20 protein-coding genes, 1 pseudogene and 1 riboswitch are annotated in these 21,408 nt (G+C 41.8%); of the genes and pseudogenes, 13 read left to right on the top strand and 8 right to left on the bottom strand.

Annotation, left to right across the window (positions count from 1 at the left end):
- Positions 1-29 precede the first annotated feature (29 nt).
- Entirely contained in the window at positions 30-1,067 is a 1,038-nt protein-coding gene (locus NST56_RS11480; protein ID WP_339176781.1) for a pectate lyase, read from the bottom strand.
- Positions 1,068-1,237: 170 nt separating this feature from the next.
- On the opposite strand from NST56_RS11480, the gene NST56_RS11475 reads away from it, so the two are divergent.
- Both NST56_RS11475 and NST56_RS11470 read left to right on the top strand, forming a co-directional pair.
- Complete coding sequence (locus NST56_RS11475; RefSeq protein WP_268449713.1) at positions 1,238-1,915, top strand: YoaK family protein; 678 nt, start codon at positions 1,238-1,240, stop codon at positions 1,913-1,915.
- A 255-nt stretch (positions 1,916-2,170) separates the two neighbouring features.
- Positions 2,171-2,869 (top strand): expansin EXLX1 family cellulose-binding protein, encoded by a 699-nt coding sequence (locus NST56_RS11470; RefSeq protein ID WP_229147329.1) that lies wholly within the window; start codon positions 2,171-2,173, stop codon positions 2,867-2,869.
- Positions 2,870-3,198: 329 nt separating this feature from the next.
- On the opposite strand, the gene NST56_RS11465 is transcribed toward NST56_RS11470, so the two are convergent.
- Both NST56_RS11465 and NST56_RS11460 read right to left on the bottom strand, forming a co-directional pair.
- The gene (locus NST56_RS11465) at positions 3,199-3,495 is read right to left on the bottom strand and encodes a hypothetical protein (RefSeq protein ID WP_339176779.1); all 297 of its coding nucleotides are present in this window, start codon (positions 3,493-3,495) and stop codon (positions 3,199-3,201) included.
- A gap of 110 nt (positions 3,496-3,605) precedes the next feature.
- Entirely contained in the window at positions 3,606-5,648 is a 2,043-nt protein-coding gene (locus NST56_RS11460; protein ID WP_339176778.1) for a molybdopterin oxidoreductase family protein, read from the bottom strand.
- A gap of 148 nt (positions 5,649-5,796) precedes the next feature.
- Positions 5,797-5,888, top strand: a riboswitch (SAM riboswitch).
- 96 nt (positions 5,889-5,984) lie between these two features.
- Between NST56_RS11460 and NST56_RS11455 the strand changes: the two genes are divergently transcribed.
- The 7 genes from NST56_RS11455 (at position 5,985) to NST56_RS11425 (ending at position 13,527) form a co-directional block, all read left to right on the top strand.
- Complete coding sequence (locus tag NST56_RS11455) at positions 5,985-7,007, top strand: 2-hydroxyacid dehydrogenase (protein WP_339176777.1); 1,023 nt, start codon at positions 5,985-5,987, stop codon at positions 7,005-7,007.
- Positions 7,008-7,025: 18 nt separating this feature from the next.
- Positions 7,026-8,504, top strand: coding sequence for an FGGY family carbohydrate kinase (locus tag NST56_RS11450; RefSeq protein ID WP_339176776.1), 1,479 nt, complete (start codon positions 7,026-7,028; stop codon positions 8,502-8,504).
- 93 nt (positions 8,505-8,597) lie between these two features.
- Entirely contained in the window at positions 8,598-9,842 is a 1,245-nt protein-coding gene (locus tag NST56_RS11445; protein ID WP_286058461.1) for an MFS transporter, read from the top strand.
- Between the two features lie 442 nt (positions 9,843-10,284).
- On the top strand, positions 10,285-10,836 hold the full coding sequence (locus NST56_RS11440) for a MarR family transcriptional regulator (RefSeq protein ID WP_010334482.1): 552 nt from the start codon (positions 10,285-10,287) through the stop codon (positions 10,834-10,836).
- Between the two features lie 12 nt (positions 10,837-10,848).
- Positions 10,849-11,787, top strand: coding sequence for an ABC transporter ATP-binding protein (locus NST56_RS11435; protein WP_339176773.1), 939 nt, complete (start codon positions 10,849-10,851; stop codon positions 11,785-11,787).
- A gap of 10 nt (positions 11,788-11,797) precedes the next feature.
- A complete protein-coding gene (locus NST56_RS11430) occupies positions 11,798-12,544 on the top strand; it encodes an ABC transporter permease (protein ID WP_168747995.1) in 747 nt (248 codons plus the stop codon).
- Positions 12,538-13,527 (top strand): ABC transporter permease, encoded by a 990-nt coding sequence (locus NST56_RS11425; RefSeq protein WP_339176772.1) that lies wholly within the window; start codon positions 12,538-12,540, stop codon positions 13,525-13,527. The genes NST56_RS11430 and NST56_RS11425 overlap by 7 nt, the downstream gene beginning before the upstream one ends.
- Positions 13,528-13,740: 213 nt before the next feature.
- On the opposite strand, the gene NST56_RS11420 is transcribed toward NST56_RS11425, so the two are convergent.
- The 3 genes from NST56_RS11420 to NST56_RS11410 all read right to left on the bottom strand — a co-directional run bounded on the left by NST56_RS11420 (position 13,741) and on the right by NST56_RS11410 (position 15,464).
- Positions 13,741-14,268 (bottom strand): GNAT family protein, encoded by a 528-nt coding sequence (locus tag NST56_RS11420; RefSeq protein WP_339176771.1) that lies wholly within the window; start codon positions 14,266-14,268, stop codon positions 13,741-13,743.
- A 57-nt stretch (positions 14,269-14,325) separates the two neighbouring features.
- Positions 14,326-15,090 carry a hypothetical protein gene (locus NST56_RS11415; protein WP_268505127.1) on the bottom strand — a complete coding sequence of 255 codons (765 nt, stop codon included), beginning with the start codon at positions 15,088-15,090 and terminating at the stop codon, positions 14,326-14,328.
- A gap of 68 nt (positions 15,091-15,158) precedes the next feature.
- On the bottom strand, positions 15,159-15,464 hold the full coding sequence (locus NST56_RS11410; protein WP_268449362.1) for a DUF948 domain-containing protein: 306 nt from the start codon (positions 15,462-15,464) through the stop codon (positions 15,159-15,161).
- Between the two features lie 153 nt (positions 15,465-15,617).
- Between NST56_RS11410 and NST56_RS11405 the strand changes: the two genes are divergently transcribed.
- Positions 15,618-16,334, top strand: a complete 717-nt coding sequence (locus tag NST56_RS11405; RefSeq protein ID WP_268505128.1) for a 3-ketoacyl-ACP reductase — start codon at positions 15,618-15,620, stop codon at positions 16,332-16,334.
- A 28-nt stretch (positions 16,335-16,362) separates the two neighbouring features.
- Here the strand turns inward: NST56_RS11405 and NST56_RS11400 are convergent, their stop codons facing one another.
- Positions 16,363-17,580: a cytochrome P450 gene (locus NST56_RS11400; protein WP_268505129.1), complete on the bottom strand. Its 1,218-nt coding sequence runs from the start codon at positions 17,578-17,580 to the stop codon at positions 16,363-16,365.
- 301 nt (positions 17,581-17,881) lie between these two features.
- On the opposite strand from NST56_RS11400, the gene rtp reads away from it, so the two are divergent.
- The 3 genes and pseudogenes from rtp to proB all read left to right on the top strand — a co-directional run bounded on the left by rtp (position 17,882) and on the right by proB (position 20,406).
- On the top strand, positions 17,882-18,250 hold the full coding sequence (rtp, locus tag NST56_RS11395; protein WP_010334473.1) for a replication termination protein: 369 nt from the start codon (positions 17,882-17,884) through the stop codon (positions 18,248-18,250).
- A 146-nt stretch (positions 18,251-18,396) separates the two neighbouring features.
- Positions 18,397-19,275, top strand: coding sequence for a pyrroline-5-carboxylate reductase (proC, locus tag NST56_RS11390; protein ID WP_168749441.1), 879 nt, complete (start codon positions 18,397-18,399; stop codon positions 19,273-19,275).
- A gap of 15 nt (positions 19,276-19,290) precedes the next feature.
- A pseudogene (proB, locus tag NST56_RS11385) lies at positions 19,291-20,406 on the top strand (glutamate 5-kinase).
- Between the two features lie 55 nt (positions 20,407-20,461).
- Here the strand turns inward: proB and gltC are convergent.
- Positions 20,462-21,364 (bottom strand): glutamate biosynthesis transcriptional regulator GltC, encoded by a 903-nt coding sequence (gene gltC / locus NST56_RS11380; RefSeq protein ID WP_024121635.1) that lies wholly within the window; start codon positions 21,362-21,364, stop codon positions 20,462-20,464.
- Positions 21,365-21,408: the final 44 nt, after the last annotated feature.

Genomic DNA, 21,408 nt, shown 5'->3' with positions numbered 1-21,408 from the left:
TTGACATTTTACGCAAGCCCCTCTTTGTGTCAATAGCCAAAAACCAGTGTTGTACTTTGTGATCCGGCATATTTTGTGACAAATTCTTTTGTGTACTGCGGAGTTTGAACCCGGTAACTGTAATTGGAGCCTGGATTCCATGTTGTCAACGGAGAGGATTGCCTGTTTAAGGACGGATAGCTTCCTGTATCCTTAAAGTATCCGGTGCCCTTGTCATCAAGGATTCCTCCTTTTTCGCTGCCTTTTCCAAAATAATTGTATTCAGAGTATATTTTTGCCTTTGTCGCGATGGTAATCGCTTGGTTAAAATTGTTGCTGTAATTGTTTTTGACATGAAAGTAGCCATACCTCATCAGCCCAGGGCCTCTTACATACAAATTCTCAAAATAGTTGTTGGCAATGGTCATGTGCGGATAGCCGTCATATTGGTGCTGGGAATCATCAGGATATCCTAAAATTAAACCGTACTTATGATTTGCGAATTTTGAGTTGCTGATGGTGATATAATCAGCTGATTTACCGATATACAACAGCTTGTCCAGGTCACTTCCGCCAGCACTATAGCTGTGTCCTGAAAATGTCACATGGTCGATCCAATAGTTGAAGCCTGAATCTAGATAAAGCTGAATATCGTTATTTCCGTTAATCTGCGGGCTGTGTTCAAAGGTCAGATTTTGAAAGATGACGTTTCCGGATGAAGATGATGTTGTTAAATAAATATTTTTCAGCGTTTTCTTAGCGTAAGAACCGACCAGTGTTTTATTTGAACCAATGGTTACCGTTGTTTTTGAGGAAGCGGTTAGATCATTTTGAAGCACTAAAATTTTAGGTGTTGACCCGCTCAGATGGGTTTTTAAATCACTTAGACTTTGGATATAGACGATCTGACCGTTTTTTCCGCCGGTTGTGCTCGCTTTAGAGACTCCTTTTTCATTTTTTGCATTTCCGGCAAAGCCTAAGATGCCATTCGTCGAAGTATTTGGAAAATCGACGGCGCCTAAAGCTTTTTCAGGCAAGAGAAGCAATAATAAACTTAAAATGGCAAATAATAAAGAAAATCGTTTCAAAGCCACTCAGCTTCCTTTCAAATTTAAATAAATTGCATATGGATTATTATTACAGTTGGATAAAAGGAAGAATAGAGTCTATATTCCTGAACAAAACCGGGATTTTATATGTTTTCTTGATGTAAATAAAAGAATTACAATTGGAACAACACGAAAGGATTGATACATCATTGACTGCTGCAGCATATCGAAACACTTTGCTTTCTCTTCTTTGTTTAACAGCGGGAATCGTGGATGTGATCGGTTATTTAAGCCTAGGACACGTCTTCACGGCTAATATGACGGGAAATATCGTTTTATTGGGATTAGCGATCGGAAAATCTCTTCAAATCACTGTTTTTCATTCTTTAACTGCGCTAATCGGTTTTATCGTGGGAGTAATTGTTTCCACGATCATTGTTGGAAAGGCAGAGAAAACATTTTGGCCATCCCCTGTAACAAAAGCGCTGGCAATTGAGGCATTCATTTTATTTGTTTTTGCTTGTCTTTCAATATCTTCTGCTTTGGTTCCCGTGTACATCCTTATTATCCTTTTGAGTATTGCCATGGGGATACAAACAATAGCAGCTAAACGACTGGGGATTGCAGGCATTTCTTCAACTGTTTTAACCGGAACATTGGCTTCTCTTTTAGAGGATCTTTCCGGCCGGTTGTTTTTCTCCAAACAGAATAAAACATTCTTAAGAGATGCTGTGTTAAGGGCGTTGGCCATCATATTATATTGTGTCGGGGCTATTATTGTAGCTTTTGCAGAGCCGCATTTTCATTACATCATTATTTGGGTTCCAATTGTGCTCATTTTAGGTATTATACTTACTGCTCTGACCAAGTTGCAAAAAGTAAAGTGAAAATTTCCCGCTTGTGATTTGAAGCGGGGATGGGAATTTTTTGAGCTTAGACATTATGAATGAAATAAGAATTTTGGTTCATATGTGCATCAGAACATAAGGATTGCATTGTCATATAAAGTGCACCCTTTGATATATATACAATAGTGAATTAGACATAAATCAATCTATGAATCTATGTCCTCTTTTAATCCACATTGATGAGTATTACAATGATAATGATTCTCATTTAAAGCTTGGATTAGGAGGATGTCTATGAAAAAGAAGATGAGTGCTGTAATTAGCGTAGTTATGCTGATGATCCTTTGCTTTTGCCCGCAAGCTTCAGCAGCCTATAACGACTTGCACGAAGGCTATGCAACCTATACCGGATCAGGCTATTCAGGAGGGGCTTTCCTTCTTGACCCAATCCCATCCGACATGGAGATTACGGCAATTAACCCAAAGGACCTTAATTACGGCGGTGTGAAAGCTGCTCTTGCCGGCTCTTATCTTGAAGTGGAAGGGCCAAAGGGGAAGACGGTCGTCTATGTTACCGATCTATACCCTGAGGGCGCCCCAGGAGCCCTTGATCTTTCACCAAATGCATTCAGCAAAATCGGTGCTATGAAAGATGGAAAAATTAAAATCAAATGGCGTGTGGTCAAAGCGCCAATCACTGGCAATTTCACATACCGGATTAAAGAAGGCAGCAGCCAGTGGTGGGCAGCAATTCAAGTCAGAAATCACAAGTATCCCGTTATGAAAATGGAATACTACAAAGACGGAAAGTGGATCAACATGGAGAAAACGGACTATAATCATTTCCTCAGCACCAATTTAGGAACGGGCTCTCTTAAAGTCAGAATCACTGACATTCGCGGAAAAGTTGTAAAAGACACGATTCCAAAGCTTCCTGAAAACGGAACATCTAAGTCATACACAGTTCCTGGGCATGTGCAGTTTCCTGAATAAAACAGGTTATAAGAAAAATCTGAAAATAAATCATAAAAAGCAGGTTACCGATCCTGCTTTTTATTTTTATGGAAACTGAACATCATAGTTCGTTTTATTGGACTAATCGTTGTTACCTGTACAATAATAAAGCCCTTTCTGTATTGAGTCATACGAAGAATCAATCAAGTTGTGCATGAATTTGAATTGTGGTTTGACCGGTTATCCTTTCCCGAGGAGCGAAGTTTTGGTGGTGGCCAATCTATACTGCTGAGAATTATTACTGGCTGGAAGACAGCTGAATGGGGAAGAGCGGTGCCTGAAAGAACCGCTCTCCTGTAAAACTCGTATTAATCTTTCGCTTGGTGTTCCTCTCCTAATGTTAATAGCCATTCTTTTAAGATATGTTTTTGCACATATCTTTTTCCGTTTATTTCAATATGAGGGAGGTCTGTGAGATCCTTCGCTAAGTGTTTCGCCTCCGCTTGGGTTATGCCTAAAAAATGCCCGATGTAAAAGTGAATATCTCGTTCTTTAATCAGCATGATGTCATTTTTTCCGTTAGCTTTTGGGTTGTTAATATGCTTTAATCCTTCTCCGATAAAATATCCAGCCAATGCAATACCGATTCCTAAAAAAACGTCCATGTGTCTGCCTCCATTATGTAATCGTCATGTTATACGATCAATCCATATCATTGGTTTCATTTTTTTGATTGTGTACACAAAAAACCGCCAGAGCAAGCTCTGGACGGTTTCTATGCTTTCTCAATCTGCACTCGGCCTGAGAAAAAAGTGGCGCCTCCGCCCATATCAGACAAGCGGTCTGGGGTCAGGGCGTTAACAAGCTGATTTTTGCCTGGTTCATCTGCCCATAATCCTTGGCTGACGACAACACCGGGCAGCACTTGTTCTCCGACTGCGGCGGTTAGTTCACACTCACCTCGGCTGTTCCAAATCCGTACAGCTTCACCATCAGTGATGCCGTGTTCTTCGGCATCTATCGTGTTGATAAAGAGTTTCGGTGTTTTTTCAAGTTTGACGTGCTTTGCATTGTTGGAAAACGTTGAATTTAAGAAATTATGATTCGGCCCCGGAACATACATAAACGGGAATTCTTGATCCGGCGCAAGCGGCGTATGTGTCGGTAACGGCGGGAAACCGGCTTGTTTCATTTTTTCTGAATATAATTCTATTTTTCCGCTCGGTGTCGGCAATTTACCCGGGAACAGCGGCTTTTCACGCTTCGCCTTCATAAACGAACGTTCAGTGAGTGATTCATAACGAATCTCTGCCAAATAAGGATTATCTGGATGGTGAAGCGCCTGGCGGATTAAGTCTTCATCTGAATCTTTCAGCTCCTGATCCGTAAATCCCATTGCCTCAGCCAATAACCGGAATACCTCGGTATTAGACTTACTTTCTCCGTATTTCTCAATCACCGGCTGCTGAAGCTGAATGTAATGGTGCCAGTATGAGGTGTAAAAATCAGTATTTTCAAAAGCAGATGTAGCAGGCAGTACAATGTCCGCATATTTGGCTGTTTCTGTCAAAAACAAATCATGAACCACGGTGAACAAGTCATCCCGCAGGAGGCCTTGTCTGACTTTGTTCGCTTCTGGCGCCACAACGGCTGGGTTCGTCCCATAAATAAAGAGGGAGCGAACAGGAGGGGCTGTTTCCAGAAGGACTCTGCCCAGCTGGTTCATATTAAACGATCTCGGTGTGCGGCCTTTCAGTAAATCAGGACGCTGAAGCGCGTTGGTGTTATATTCTAAAATTCCGCTATTATGCTTGATAGCGCCGCCTCCTGTATGCATCCATTGACCGGTAATCGCCGGAAGACAGGCAATCGTTCTAACAATCATCCCACCGTTGTCGTGATGCTGAAGGCCGTTTCCGATTCTGATAAAGGAAGGGGAGGTTTCACCATACATTTTTGCCAGCTGATAGATATCGTCGGTACTGACACCAGTGATCAGCGATACCTTTTCTGGATGATACTGTTTCACATGCTCGCGCAATTCTTCATAGCCGACTGTATATTCTGATAGAAACGCTTCATCGTGAAGGTTTTCTTTAAATAATATGTGCATGATTCCAAGGGCAAGCGCGCTGTCGGTACCGGGTTTTATAGGAATAAACCAATCTGCGAGTCGTCCTGTCTGATTTTTATGCACATCAATTACAACAATTTTTGCGCCTTTTTTCCGTGCTTTTTGTGCGATTGTAATTTGATGCATGTTTGTGCTGACTGCGTTAATTCCCCAAAAGATAAACAGTTTTGTATGAATCGTTTCTTCAGGATCGATTCCAGCACTCACACCCATGGTATATTTATAGCCTTCTGAACCGGCTTTGCTGCAAATCGTCCGCTCAAGCTGGCTTGAGCCCAGACGGTAAAAGAAGCGGCGGTCCATTCCTTCAGCCGTTAATTTTCCCATATTGCCGTAAAAGCTGTAAGGCAATATGCTTTCAGCTCCTTCTTCAGCAATCAGCTGTTTCCAGCGAGATGTGATGGTGTCAATCGCTTCTTCCCAAGAAATTGGTTTAAACTCTGCCTCGCCCTTCATACCTATCCGTTTCAGCGGAGTCGTCAGCCGCTTCTCATCATAGATGCGCTCAGCCATATTTCGTACTTTGTTGCATATATTTCCGGCTGTCACGGGATGATCAGGATCACCCTGCACTTTCACAATTTTCCCGTCTTTTTTATGTACCAGTAATCCGCACTGGTCCGGGCAGTCCAGTGAGCAAACGGATTTAAAAATGCCGTTTTGTTGAGTGGCAAACGATTTCATAGCCCAGTTCCTCTCCCTAGTTAGATATATTGTAAGAATTATAACATTTCGAATGATAACGTCAATTCTGAAAAAAAGACATTGACATCAATCTGGGTCTTCTTTATGATTAACGTATTCTTAATTCTGAAAATTACATACAAAACATTTTCTATCAAGAGAGGTGGAGGGACTGGCCCTATGAAACCTCGGCAACATTATTGTGCCAATTCCAGCAAGCGTCAGCTTGAAAGATAGGAAAGTAAGGTTTATACCGGCTTCTGTCTGTGGCAGAGTGCGCCTATACATGAATCTCTTTCCATCTTTGGAGAGAGATTTTTTTTGTGAAAAATAACGATGAAAAGGATGTTTTGCATCATGACGGTTTTGATTACAGCACCGTATAACGAAGAAGGACGAAAAGAGCTTGAAAAATTGTTCGGTTCCGTTGTTTATCAGTCTTGGAAAGAAAACGGCCGGGCATATAGAGAAGAAGAATTGATTCAGCTATTACAAGAGTCAAATGCGACGGGGTTGATTACTGAGCTTGATCAAGTGACAGAAAACGTGTTTGCATCAATGCCGGCACTTTCATTCGTGGGCGTATGCAGGGGGATGCCTTCCAATGTTGATGTGACAGCAGCGTCAAACAGAGCTATTCCGGTTTTCTATACGCCTGGGCGAAACGCACAAGCTGTTGCTGAAATGTTTATCGGAAATGTAATATCATTTCTCCGTCATACAAATACCTCAAATCAATGGCTAAAGGATGGAAAATGGAACAGCGATTATTTGCAGGCGTATGCCAAATTCAAAGGTAATGAAATAACAGGAAAAACCGTGGGTATGGTGGGATTCGGAGCGGTTGGGCAAAGGATCGCAAAACTGTTGACTGCATTTGACTGCAAGGTTTTGTATTACGATCCATACGTACACCACGATCATCCGCTATATGAAAAAGTATCTCTGGAGAAGGTTTTTTCAGACAGTGATATCGTTTCTGTTCATCTGCCGCGTACAGATGATACGCTTGGCCTCATTGATCGTTCGTATTTTGACTTGATGAAAGAGAGCGCCATTTTCGTGAATACATCACGAGCTGTCGTGGTAAACCGAGAGGATCTTTTATCTGTACTGAAAGAAAGTAAAATCAGGGGTGCAATATTAGACGTTTTTTATCACGAGCCTCCAGAGGAATCGGATTATGAATTTATTTCATTGCCTAATGTTCTGGCAACACCGCATTTAGCAGGAGCAACATTTGAAGTAGAGGATCATCACGTTACCATTCTGAACGAAGCGCTTAAAAAGTGGAGGGATGAAAAAACTCTCAATATTCCGACTTTATATAACAAAAACGATCTTACAGCAGAGGTGTAAGAAAAGGAGGGCATCAGGATGACGAAACAAAAAGGTTATCTCGTATTTGACATTGGCACTGGCAATGCAAGAGTTGCAGTCGTAAGTGTGTCGGGCAGCGTTCAAACGGTTGAACGGGAGGACATTGTATATACGGCCGAGCCGCTTTATCCGGACAGCCGCTATTTTTCTCCACAGGCGCTGTGGAATCAAATCATGAATCTGGCTAAACGTGCGATGTCTCGTTCTCATCATATTGAAATTATTGGTCTCACTTCAACAAGTCAAAGACAGGGGATCGTGCTGTTTGATCAAAATGGTGAGTCTTTCCTCGGTCTGCCGAACATTGACAATCGGGGCAGGGAGTGGGAGGGAAATATACCGAATCGTGAAGAAGTATACAGCCGAACAGGCCGTCTGCCGACTGCGCTTTTTTCAGCGCTCAAGCTTTATGGCTTAAAGCACCGCCAGCCCTCCTTATGGGAAAAAACTGCAAGCTTCACAAGCATCAGTGATTGGGTGACGTATCAGTTGAGCGGAGTATTGACATATGAACCGTCACAGGCGACGGAAACGCTGCTGTTTGATGTAAAACAAAATACATGGTCAGAAGAGATGTGCAATATATTCGGTTTCTCGCCATCTATTCTTCCGCCTCTTTTAAGAGCGGGAACAGTCATTGGATCGATAACTGATGAGTATGCGTCAGAATTGGGACTGTCACATCATGTGAAGGTTATAGCGGGTGGGGGAGATACACAGCTTGCTGTCAAAAGCACTGGCGCTGCTCTGGGAGATGCAGTCATTGTATCAGGTACGACAACACCGATTACCAAAATGATTGATGAAACTCATGAGGACAGACATCATAAAGCCTGGCTGAACTGCCACACAGATCAAGGACAGTGGCTTGCAGAGACGAATCCCGGGATAACAGGTCTGAATTTTCAAAAATTAAAGGATATTTTCTATCCGAATGAACCGTACGATGTGATGGAACAAGAAATTACTGCAATAGCTAAGGAAGATCATTCCTGTGTGTCGTCCCTCGGTTCATATTTATCGGCAGAAAAAAACAATCTAGCGAAGGGCGGCTTTCTCTTTGATGTACCGCTTTCAGCCCATTTAAGCAGAGCGCATTTTGTACGTGCGGCATTACAGGAGATTGCATGTTCAATCAAATGGAACTTTGACATTTTAACAGAGATCACTCCGTTTAATCGTGACTATGTGTGGGGATGCGGAGGCGGATTCCAAAGCAGAGCATTTACACAATATATCGCCAATCTTCTTCAGAAAAAAATCTATGTCAAAGAAGGATACAGTCAGGCATCAGTCGTTGGTGCTGCGGTGGTTTGCAATGAGGCCTTTCGTTTGACCGAAGAAATGTCTGGAAGTGTTCGGGTGATAGAGCCACAGGATTGCCGGATAGAAATGGCTTTATACGAGGAGTGGAAGCAGGTCCAGCGCTTCTTTTCAGGATTAGAGCCGTCATCGGGAAACAAGGTATTAGCATAAGGCGGAATTTGCCGCCGTTTGAGGAATTATACATGTTCTTACTTTATTGAGGTAATACGGTAATTGAGATAAGCATCTAAGGAGGATACAGATATGTTAGATCAAATTGGTATACCAAAGCGGCTGGCCTGGGGGTTTTTAGGGGTTGTGCTGTTTATGATGGGAGACGGCCTTGAACAAGGATGGCTCAGTCCTTTTCTGATTGAAAATGGGCTCACCGTTCAGCAATCTGCTTCGATTTTCAGTATATACGGCATTTCACTGGCCATTGCTTCATGGTTTTCAGGTGTATGTCTGGAAGCATTTGGGGCAAAGCGAACGATGTTTATGGGGTTGTTGTTTTATGTGATCGGTACAGCTGCTTTTATCGTCTTCGGATTTGAACAGCTAAATCTGCCTGTCATGTATGTGACTTACTTTATTAAAGGCTTAGGATACCCGCTATTTGCTTATTCCTTCTTGACATGGGTCATCTACAGAACACCGCAGAACAGGCTCAGTACAGCTGTCGGCTGGTTCTGGATTGCATATTGTCTGGGCATGTTTGTTTTCGGTGCTTGGTATTCAAGTTATGCCATTAAAACGTTTGGTTATTTAAATACGCTGTGGAGTTCTATTTTCTGGGTATGCCTCGGCGCAGTCTTCGCGTTGTTTGTTAATAAAGACCGATTTGAAAAGAAGAAAAGAAAAAGATCAGAAACGGCGGAGGAGCTTTTAAAAGGCGTTACCATTCTCGTTACCAATCCGCAGGTGCTGACAGGAGGAGTGATTAGAATCATCAACAGCATCGGCACATATGGTTTTCCTGTGTTTTTGCCGATGCACATGGCTCAGCATGGCATTTCAACTCATGTGTGGCTGCAGATTTGGGGAACGATTTTTCTGGGCAATATTGTATTTAACCTCATTTTTGGAATTGTCGGTGATAAATTCGGATGGAAAAACACCGTCATTTGGTTTGGCGGTGTCGGCTGCGGCATTTTCACCGTTTTATTATACTATGCGCCTGTTTTTTCAGGCGGGAATATAGCGGTTGTGAGTATCATCGGCTTTGTATGGGGCGGTTTGCTGGCAGGCTACGTGCCGATTGGTGCGATTGTGCCGACAGTTGCCGGAAAAGACAAAGGAGCCGCCATGTCCGTTTTGAACCTGGCAGCCGGCTTATCGGCATTTGTCGGACCTGCTTTAGCTTGGATGTTCATCGGACTCGTCGGTGCACAAGGCGTTGTCTGGATTTTTGCGGTGCTTTATCTTGCAAGTGCAGTCATGACGAAATGTATTAAGATACCTGAAGAAAAAGAAGGACAGAAAGCAACTTCCCCTCAATATGCATCCTGATGAAAAGCGCCCCTGGAATAGGGCGCTTTTTTCAGCAATGGTTTCAGTTACAGAGTGCTCCGGAATGTTTGGTCTGAAAGGGGCTTCATCATCACCAGTCCTCCCAATAAAGAATGATAGTTTGAGCGATCGCTTCTTAACTCTCCTGATTGTATGTCTATTTTCTTCAAATGTATCTTTGTAGGGCGCGCGTTCAACCATTGTAGTAATGTCGCGGCATTTAATGGTTTTCTGTATTTCTCTTCAATTAAATCTTCAAAAAAGCGGATTCCAATGCTTTTTCCTTATCAAATTTACGTTACCCAACCATGATATACCTTTTTCATATTGATCAATATGATATTGTCGTATGATTTGCAATAAAATAGACAATATGTTGACAAAGTGACAAAAAGTGCTATGATGATAAAGACAACTAATTGTCTTTTTGAGGAGGGTTATAATGGATTTTTCTAAGGAACTAAAAGATTTATTTTTAATGCAGCAGTCTTACGCTACACTTTTTTCTGTTTTAAACAAAATTCAATCACGAGGTGATGAGTACTATGAAAGCTTAACGACTAGGCAATTTATGACAATGGTCTCCATACTGCATTTACCGGAAGAAGAAACCACTTTCAACAACATTGCCAAAAAATTAGGTACGTCGAAACAGAACATAAACAGGCTGGTCAGCAGTATTGAAAAAAGAGGATATGCCGTTACTGTGCCAAGTAAACGTGACAAGCGTGCGGTTAATGTGAAAATTACCGATTCTGGAAAACGCGTTTTAGAGGAATGCGGTGAAAAAGCTGTGTACTTTATGGCAGATATTTTTCAAGGATTTTCGACGGAAGAATTAGAGACACTGTGGAATTTATTGAAAAAGCTATACAGTTTTGACGGAGAAGAGCAGGATGGTTTCGAAGAAGACGCTCGTGACTTTGAAATTGAACAAGAACGTGATGATCTGAAAATAAAAGTTCTTCAGGAATTCGCAAAACGGAGAATGTAAAAGGAGATACGTATGAACAGCGTGGCATCAATTGAAAATTTGAAAAAGCAGTACACGAACAAAGCTGCGGTAGACGGCATTTCATTTGAAGTAAAGGAGGGTGAAGTTCTTGGGCTTCTTGGCCCAAACGGAGCAGGAAAAAGCACAACGATTCATATTATATCCGGAGTACTGTCGGCCACTTCCGGAAATGTTACGATATTGGGCCATAATGTAAAAAACGGCGCAAAAAAAATGAAGATGGGTATTGGAATTGTCCCTCAGGATATCGCCATCTATGAGGATATATCCGCTGAGAAAAATGTTCGCTTTTTTGCCAGCCTATACTCTCTTAAAGGAGAAGGTCTGAAAGCCCGGGTTAAGGAGGCTTTGGAGCTCGTACAGCTATATGATCGTAAAGATGATAAGCCTAAGACTTTTTCAGGTGGGATGAAAAGAAGATTAAACATTGCCTGTGCTATTGCCCATCAGCCGAAACTGATTATTATGGATGAACCGACTGTTGGAATAGATCCTCAATCCAGAAACCACATTCTGGAGTCTATTAAAGTGCTGAAAGAAAAAGGAGCAAGCATCATTTACTCAACACATTATATGGAAGAGGCCGAGGCTATTGCTGATCGGATTATGATTATGAATGAAGGAAAAATCATTGCTAACGGGACGAAAGAGGAATTATACAAAAAAGTAAATAAAGAAATGACCTATTCTTTTCAGCTGGCGAATGCAGATAAATTAAACAAAAACATTCTAAAGGATATCGAAGGGGTTATAAAAGTGCTCTTTATAGAGAATGAATTGAAAGTTACAGTCCGAAAGAACCAAGATCCCCTAGGTGAAATCATAGCAGAATTAAGTGTTCAAGGATGTAGCATTCTGCATATGAGCAGTCAAGAGGCATCCTTAGAAACGGTATTTTTAGAGCTGACGGGAAGAAATTTAAGAGATTAGGAGAGGCATCATGAATTTAGTGAAAGTAATGTCATTTGATTTTAGGAATATTTTAAGGAATCCGGTTCTCATTTTAGCCAATACGATTTTTCCTTTCATTCTTATTCTGATCATGGGCTTTGTCACAAAAAATAGCTTTGGGGCAGGCCGTATCAGTTCCTACGATTATTACGGGGTGAATATGATGATTTTCTCAGCGGCTCTGATCGCGATGACCGCGTCCAACACATTTATGGAAGAAAAGGTGAAGAGAGGAAACATCCGCCTTGTATACGCCCCCGTTTCAAAGACAAGTATTTATCTTTCAAAATTACTATCAACTTACATATTCAGTGTGATTTTGTACACCATGAATGTATGGATGGCTCAAACGATTTTTAAATTGAACTTTGGCGGTGAAGATCTTCCGTATATCTTGCTTTTACTGCATGTCTTTTTGTTCTTTGGCTGCTGTTTCGGCACCATGTTTTGCTGCATTTTCAAAAATGAAGAACGGGCGAATAGCATCATGCAAATTCCAGTTGCTTTTTTTGTTTTTTTAGGAGGCGTTTTTTTCGGGATTCATAGATTTGGAGATACCGTAAATGAAATTTCCGTATTTTCTCCGGTTAAATGGGTAGAGGAATGCTCATTTCGCCTCATTTATGATCATGATTTCAGTATTTTGCTGCCTGTGGTATCCATTCTTCTCTTGGCTTCAGTCGTTTGTATTGCCGTTTCCCATGTTGTTTTTAAGCCTGAGGGATATGTATGCTGAATCTATTCCGAAATAGGTGGGAACGAATACTGGCCAAGAAAGCCATTATTATCATTGCAGTGATCATCATTCCGCTGATGGTTGGGGCAGCCATTCTTTTTTCCGGTAAACCGGTCTTAAAAGAAACCATTGCATTTGTTACGGAGCAGGATGAGATGAAAAATCTCCCCAAAGATCCTGCCTTTCGAGTGGTTATGATCCATCAAAAGCCGAGGTTCTCTGATCTTGTGTTAGGAAAATATGCAGCAGTTGTAGAAAAAAATCATCAAGACTATAAGGTAACCACTTTGAAAAGTAAAGCTGATGAAAAAATGATTCGGGAGCTTTTTGAGACTGGGAAAATGCCGATCAGCTATAAAGGAGAGGATAAAATAAGGATTGAAAGGGGGACAGGCACAAATATTTTAGGATTTATCCTGATGCTTGTTTTTATGCAAGGTGTCGCGCTCACTGCTTTGTATCCTGAAGATCGGATGTTTAAAACCTTCAGGCGGATTTTAGTGTCACCTGTAAACGAGAACAAATATCTGATTGTTCAGTTTACCTTTACATTTTTATGTCTATACATACCAACCTATCTGGCCATTGTGATGACAACATTATTATTTCATGTGGATATTGGCTTTCGCTTGGACATTTTTGCTGAACTGCTGGCTGTTCTCGTAGTGCTTGCAGCGTCATTCGCTATTTTTATGTCTTCAGTTATGGATCGAAACTTAAGCTTGGTGACGAGCGGAATCAGTGTGGTTACGTCTGTATTGTCAGGCTGTTTTATTTCTTTTACGCCTAATCTCCCCGTCTTAGATGTACTCTGTACCATTTTGCCGCAAAAAGCATTCATGACCTTAATCCATGGGATAGAAATGGGGCAGACAGTGCGGGAATTCAAATTTCAGCTTTTTTATATCTTTCTTTGGTCGGCATTATTTTATGTCTTTGGAGGCTTTATTTCAAGTAGCAGGACAAAAAAAGGGATTTATTAATGGATGTCCCTAGATGTATAGAGCGCTACGAACCTTTTTTATATATGACAAGGCTTCGTCTTCGTCAATGCCGCGATGATATGTAGTCTTTTTGATTGCCGTTGCTGTAAGTATTTTCGGCTATGATATTTTGGGAGGCAACCTTGAAGAGGGAAAGGCAGACGAGAGAATAGGGAAGAGCAGCAAGAGAATGTCTTATCATTCTCTTGCTTTTCATGATTGTATAATAGAATAAACATTTGTATCATAAGGCACACCGCTTTGGTACATATATTGTCTTAATACGCCTTCTTTTTCAAATCCCATTTTTAGCAGCAAACGATTTGACGCTTCATTGTCCCTAAAAACAACTGCACCGATTCGCGTTAGTCCAAGGATGCCAAAGCCGTAAGACACAATTTCTAAAATGGCTTCTGACGCATAGCCGTTTCGCCAATTCGCCGGGCTGATTTCATAACCGATTTCTGCACGTTTATGCTTGGGAGCCAAAGCATGAAATCCAATCGTACCGATGAGTTCTTTGGTGTCTTTTCTTTCAATTCCCCACCGTATTCCTCGTTTTTCTTGATAATTGTCGGCAAACTGGTGAATCATTGTATTTGCCTGATCTATACTTTCAAAGGGATCAAGTCCGTAGTAGCGAGTGACGTCATGGTTTGAAAAACAAGAAAAAATGGCTTCCGCATCTTTCTCTGTCATCTCTCTTAGAATAAGCCTGTCGGTTTCTAATACAGGAAACACCAAATCCCTCCCTAATGATGTATGTAGGTTTATCATATCCCTTTTATTTCCTCTTTTCTATATGGAAAGCGAATTTGATGAAACAAAGGATCGAATTTGTTTTTCTAAATCCTCTTTGTTTTTCTTAAATTGTTTCATTCGATGACCGTTCGCGCCCGATGGGTGAGGGAAGCCATGAAGGCAGGTCAGCTGCCAGTTGCTGTTTTGCCTGATCAGTGTTTCACAGACTGTTTCGGCTGCTTTGCCTAGCGGGATAAGAAGAGCAGGGCCCGATAGCTTTTCAAGTTCAGCGGGGAAATACTTATATGCATAAGTGCTTAGCATAGATGAGCGGGGGATAACAGGACTATGTCCTGTATAGTTTTTCTGCTGAATGAAAACAGGGTATTTGATAACAGAAGTGGTGTGAAGCATATGGCGCAAGTCGCCGAAAAGCTGTGCGGCGCTTTGAATGCCTAAAACCTGCGGCAGTCCGCATTGATCCAGCATCGTTATCAGGTTATGTCTCATAGTTCCAGAAAGTCCTGCAGCTTTTTTGGTGTCTAAAGCCATCTGTTCTAGAGAACGGCCTTTGTGCAAGCTTTCGATGGCTGTTTCATAAGCTGTTTTCATTTGTGAAAAACCCGGCGTTATGCCTGAAATCACAATCGAAGCAGCTTGATTGATATATTCATTATGAGGTGAATAATACATTTCTAGCGCGTTTTCTTGGTTTATGCGAAATGGGGAAGTAAACAAATCTGTTTTCGAAAGCGGTCTTGATACCGGAAGAGTATGTAGTTTCTCTGCAAATGTTGCCAAACCGCTGCGGTTTTCAATCATGGCTTAACCTCCCTAAAAATGATATCCCATTGTCCATTTTAAACGTAACAACGGGATATCATTCATATTTAACCTCTATTCAAATGTCCAGCATGCCACACCTCTTTAACTGCTTGAGGCGCTTCTTTCACTTCAGCAGCAGTCTGCTGCAACGCGGTTTTTTTCATTTCAACATCGTATTGAATCATTTTTTGCTTTTGAGACAGCTGCTGTGCTTCCGTTTTTACCACTTCAACTTGTTTTTGCATCGATTGCGTAACTGCAGTGAGTTCCTTCATGGTGGGATCTATTTTTTTCTTGTTTTGAATCACATTTATCCCTAAGTAAATGATTGAAATGGCTATTACTGCAATACTGATATAAACGATAACCATATATATGTTCACCCCTTTTCTAATGTCATACCCTATTTCGCCTACTATAATCAGGTGAAATGTTATCTGCGCAGTTCATATGATTTGCGTATTGGTTTTCATGTGCTTATAATGTGTTATCGTACATATGTAAACAAAGAAAGGGTGCTTCAATTGCAAAGTTTACAAAATAAAACTGCTCTTATCACAGGCGGAGGCAGAGGGATTGGACGCGCTACAGCTCTTGCGCTTGCAAAAGAAGGCGTAAATATCGGTTTAATCGGACGCACTGCCGCTAATGTTGAGAAAGTCGCAGAAGAAGTAAAAGCACTTGGTGTGAAAGCTGCGTTTTCTGCTGCGGATGTAAAGGATGCAGCACAGGTTGATCAAGCTGTGGCTTCTATTAAAGAGGAGCTTGGCGAGATTGATATTCTTATTAACAATGCCGGAATCAGCAAGTTTGGCGGATTCTTAGATCTATCCGCTGATGAGTGGGAAAATATCATTCAAGTGAACCTAATGGGTGTATACCATGTTACTCGTGCTGTGCTTCCTGAAATGATTGAACGCAAAGCTGGTGACATTATTAATATTTCTTCTACAGCCGGCCAAAGAGGAGCAGCTGTCACAAGCGCTTACAGCGCATCTAAATTTGCCGTTCTTGGGTTAACGGAATCTCTCATGCAAGAAGTGAGAAAGCATAATATCAGAGTCAGCGCGTTAACGCCGAGCACTGTCGCAAGTGATATGTCGATTGAACTGAACCTGACAGACGGTAATCCTGAAAAGGTTATGCAGCCTGAGGATCTTGCTGAATATATGGTGGCTCAATTGAAATTAGATCCGCGTATTTTCATTAAATCTGCAGGATTGTGGTCTACAAATCCGTAAAACGAAAGCCTGTCTGTGACAGGCTTTTTTATTTGAATTCAATCCGCACAGGTAAATGTTTAACGCCAAACACGAAAGGACTTGGTACCGCTTCAAGTTTCTGTTCATCATCAGCTTTTTCAATATAAGCTGACATAGACAGGAGGGAGGAAAGAGCGATGTTTGCTTCGAGTCTGGCCAACGGTGCCCCGAGGCAAAAGTGAATTCCGAACCCAAAGCTGAGATGGGGATAGGAGGAGCGGTTAATGATAAAACGATCAGGTTCAGAAAATTTAGCTTCATCCCGATTGGCTGACGCGACCCAGCTGATAACGGAAGATCCTTTCTTTATCAATGCTCCGCCAAGCGCTATATCTTCTGCTGCAACTCGTCCGATGGCTTGAACAGGCGGATAATAGCGGAGCGTTTCTTCTATTACATTGGGGACATAGTCTGTATTTTGTCTTATCTGTTGTTGCATGGCTGTGTCTTCGGTGATATAGCGAACAGCATTCGCGATTAAGTTAGTAGTCGTTTCGTTTCCCGCGACAAGAAGAAGAATGCAAAAACCGAGCAGCTGCTCTTCTGTTAGATATTCTCCATCCACCTCTGACTGCAAAAGCATTGTAATCAAATCTTCTTTTGGGTGAGCTCGTCGTTTTAATAGAATGTCTCTAAAATAGTTGCTTAAGAATGCGTGGCCGTCCCGGCGTTTTTGAACCATGTCATCAACAGCTTTGTCTGAACTGTCCTTCGCTCCGGACACGAGTACGTCGGAGTATGTTTTGATGATGTGCCGGTCTTCAATCGGTGCTCCAAGCATTTCAGCAATGATAATAACAGGAAGGGGGCCTGCTATATCATCTATCATATCGATTGTGTCTTTTTGCCGCGCCTCCTGTAAGAGGAATGCTGTAACGTCTTTTATGCGGGTTTCGATTTGTTTCACTGCCTTAGGAGTAAATGATTTGTTGACGAGTGCACGTAATTTGGTATGTTTCGGAGGGTCCATTGTTAAAATGCTTTCTGCCTGTATGCCGCGTTTAGATGAAAAAAGTTTGGGATTTTTCAGGATGAATTGAACGTCATCATATTTAAAAACATCCCAGCAATCACGCTGTTTGTCATAGCGGACAGGAGACAATTTCCGAAGCTTCTCATAAATCGGGAAGGGGAAAAGACGGTCTTTTTCGAATTGTAATTCTTTCATGGGGATTAAGTTGGCGTAACGTTCATCTTTGGCAGGACGAGCTGCTTGCTTTGTCATTTTATCATCTCCTTTATCCATACGTTATCAAAGGCTGTTTTTCAATTCAACGGACATATATTGAAGAAAATGTGAATCGGACAATAGTTTTAAATTGAAGATAATAGTGAAAATAAGTTATAATGAACAAAACAAACTGTGTACCAAATGTTCACTTTATCTTTTATTCTCTCTAGCCATATAAACATCACTCACAAAATAACTCGATTAACCAGATCATTAATAGAAAGCAGGAGAACAATAGGAAAAATTGAATATTTAGTACATAGTATTCTCAGTTTACAGAGAAGGGGTGCAGACGATGAAAGAAGAAAAAAGAAGTTCCACTGGATTTTTGGTCAAACAGCGTGCGTTTTTGAAACTTTATATGATTACCATGACTGAGCAGAAAAGACTCTACGGATTAAAGCTTCTGGAAGTGCTTCGATCAGAATTTAAAGAGATTGGTTTTAAACCAAACCATACAGAGGTTTACCGGTCTTTGCATGAGCTCCTTGATGATGGGATATTAAAACAAATCAAAGTAAAGAAAGAAGGGGCTAAGCTTCAAGAAGTTGTTCTCTATCAATTTAAAGATTATGAGGCAGCCAAGCTGTATAAAAAACAGCTGAAAGTGGAGCTGGATCGCTGTAAAAAACTGATTGAAAAAGCACTGTCAGATAATTTTTAACATAGAAAAAACCCGGTATAGCCACGAGTATCGGGTGTTTTCTGTTTTTCATTATACATATTTGTCGAATTGAAACAATACAAATCAATAGTGACCTTCAAACTTGACATCATTTCCTCACGTGGTAACATTTTAAACGTGTGAAAATACGAACAAAAAAGCGAACAAAGGAGATGTTACCGATCTTTGATCAAAAAAAGGTAGCTTTTATTGGAGCCGGATCTATGGCGGAAGGAATGATATCAGGTATCGTTCGTGCCAAAAAAATCCCAAAACAAAACATCTGCGTTACAAACCGCAGCAATACGGAGCGATTAGCAGAGCTTGAACTTCAATATGGAATCAAAGGCGTGGCGCCGGATCACTTATGTATTGAAGACATGGATGTGCTCATTTTGGCGATGAAGCCAAAAGATGCTGAACACGCTCTGTCATCATTAAAAACACGTATCCAACCCCATCAATTAATTTTGTCGGTGCTAGCCGGCATAACCACCTCTTATATTGAACAATCATTGCATAATCAACAGCCGGTTGTCCGAGTAATGCCTAACACATCAAGTATGATCGGCGCTTCTGCAACTGCCATCGCGCTTGGCAGGCATGTGACAGATGATTTAGAAAAACTGACGGCGGCTTTGCTCGGCTGTATGGGTGAAGTGTATACAATCCAGGAAAATCAAATGGACATTTTCACGGGAATTGCCGGCAGCGGCCCTGCTTATTTTTATTACTTAATGGAATTCATCGAAAAGACGGGCGAAGAAGCGGGACTCGATAAACAATTATCACGAAGCATCGGTGCACAGACACTCTTAGGTGCTGCAAAAATGCTGATGGAAACAGGAGAACAGCCTGAGGTGCTGAGAGACAATATCACCTCGCCAAATGGAACGACTGCTGCCGGATTGCAGGCTTTGAAGAAGAGCGGCGGAGGAGAAGCGATTTCTCAAGCCATTAAACATGCGGCTAAGCGTTCAAAGGAAATTAGCGATGATCTTGAAAAAACAGCGGCACCGCTATAAAACAGGAGTGATAAAGTGACGTCTGAAACAGAAATGAAAAGAGTTGTCGTGAAGATCGGCAGCAGTTCATTAACAAGTCTTCATGGGGAAATCAGCATTCGGAAACTGGAAGCTTTAGTGGACCAGGTTGCCAAACTAAAAGACGCCGGATATGAAGTGATCCTGGTTTCTTCCGGCGCAGTTGCTGCAGGATATCGCAAGCTCGGATTTCTTCAACGACCAGAAAATCTGCCTGAAAAACAAGCGTCTGCTTCAATCGGTCAAGGATTGCTGATGGAGGCTTATTCAAAGCTGTTTTTGGCGCACGGTTACGTGGCTTCCCAGATTTTAATTACGAGAAGTGACTTTTCTGATGAATACCGATATCACAATGTTCGGAACACAATGAATGTACTGCTTGAACGCGGTATTATCCCGATAATTAACGAAAATGACACAGTGACCGTCAATCGGCTTAAGTTTGGCGATAATGATACACTCGCGGCGAAAGTCGCCGGATTAATCGATGCGGACCTGCTTGTGATTTTATCGGATATCGATGGTTTATATGACGGCAATCCGCGAAAGAATCCAAAAGCGAAAAGGATGCAGCGGGTCAGTGAGATTACACCGGAAATTGAAGCGTGCGCAGGCGATACAGACAGCGAAGTCGGCACCGGAGGCATGAGATCCAAATTGGATGCGTTTAAAATTGTGATGGCATCTGGCATTAAAGGATTTCTTGGCCAGGCAGACGCCGCCGATATATTATATCAAGCTGTTCATGGAGAGGCGGAAGGCACCTATTTTGAAGCTGAGGGAACGCTTCCATTGAATCAAAAAGAGCAGTGGATCGCTTTTAATTCCGGACCTGAAGGTGAAATTGTGTTATCAGATGACTGTTCCGGCCAAATAGCTGACGGTCAATCGAGTATTTACCCAGATGGTGTAAGGGAGATTAAAGGAAAATTTTAAAGCGGCGCTGTTGTCCGCCTGACTGATTCTCATGGTGAAGACATCGGCCTCGGGATCGTCAATTATTCTTCCGCGCAGCTTGAGACACCCGAAAAAAATAAAGGTATGAAAAACAAAGCTGTGATCGATCCGGAAGCGTTTGTATGCCATTTGGATTTATCTTTACCTGTATATTAAATAGGAGACATACACGAAAAAAACCCGAACTTCCGCACAGAAGCTCGGGTTTTTTTTATTGATACTGTTCCAATTTCGAGAAAAACTGTATGACAAACTCATAAAAATCCTGAGCTGACGGTGCAAGCTCTCTGTTTTTCGGCTTAATAATTCCGACAGTCCGTTTAACTTGAGGAAACTCAATTGGAATTTTCACTGTAAATCGGGGTGTCGTTTCAGCAAAAGTGCTCTCCGGCAGGAGGGTGACACCCATACCTGCGGACACCAATCCTTTGATAGCGTCCAAATCCTCACCCTCCGTAGAGACAAGAGGGGCAAACCCGGCCTGTTTGCAAGAGTCAATCGCCATTTTTCTGAGCACAAACCCTTCCGGAAACAACACAAATTGATCGTTGCGCAAATCGATTAAATGTACCGTTTTTTGTTTGGCAAGCGGATGATTTAATGGTACAAGCGCGTAAATTTTTTCTGTGAATAGGATATTTCCTGCTATATCTGGAAAATTCGTCGGCACAGGGCCTAATAACGCTAAATCGATATCACGGTTTCTGACAGCTTCAATCAGAAACTTATAAGAGCCTTGGCGCAGCAAAAACTCGACGTGCGGATATTCTTCTTTAAATGCCGAAACGACAGTCGGCAGAAGCTGACTGGCGAGGCTTGTAGGAAAACCAATTTTTACTGTTCCGCGATGCGGGTCAAGGTACTCATCAATTTGTTCTTTTGCATAATCGATGGCTTTCATCGCTGTTTTGACGTGAATTAAAAATTCTTTTCCAATCGGAGTGAGTTTGATATTTCTCCCTTCACGCTCAAATAAAGTGACATTTAATTCTTCTTCAAGGTTTGCAATTTGTCTGCTGATGGCTGATTGGGCCACATGCAGATAATCAGCGGCTTCTGAAACGTGTTCTCGCTCAGCAACCTCCATAAAATAGCGCAGTTGGCGCAGCTCCATGTATGTTTCACATCCATCTATCTCATTTTGAGATTCTTTTGATC

The sequence above is a fragment of the Bacillus sp. FSL R5-0560 genome, assembly GCF_037966305.1.
Classification (GTDB): Bacteria; Bacillota; Bacilli; order Bacillales; family Bacillaceae; genus Bacillus; species Bacillus mojavensis.
Note: the sequence above shows the minus strand (reverse complement) of the source record. Positions and strands in the feature narration are given on the sequence as shown.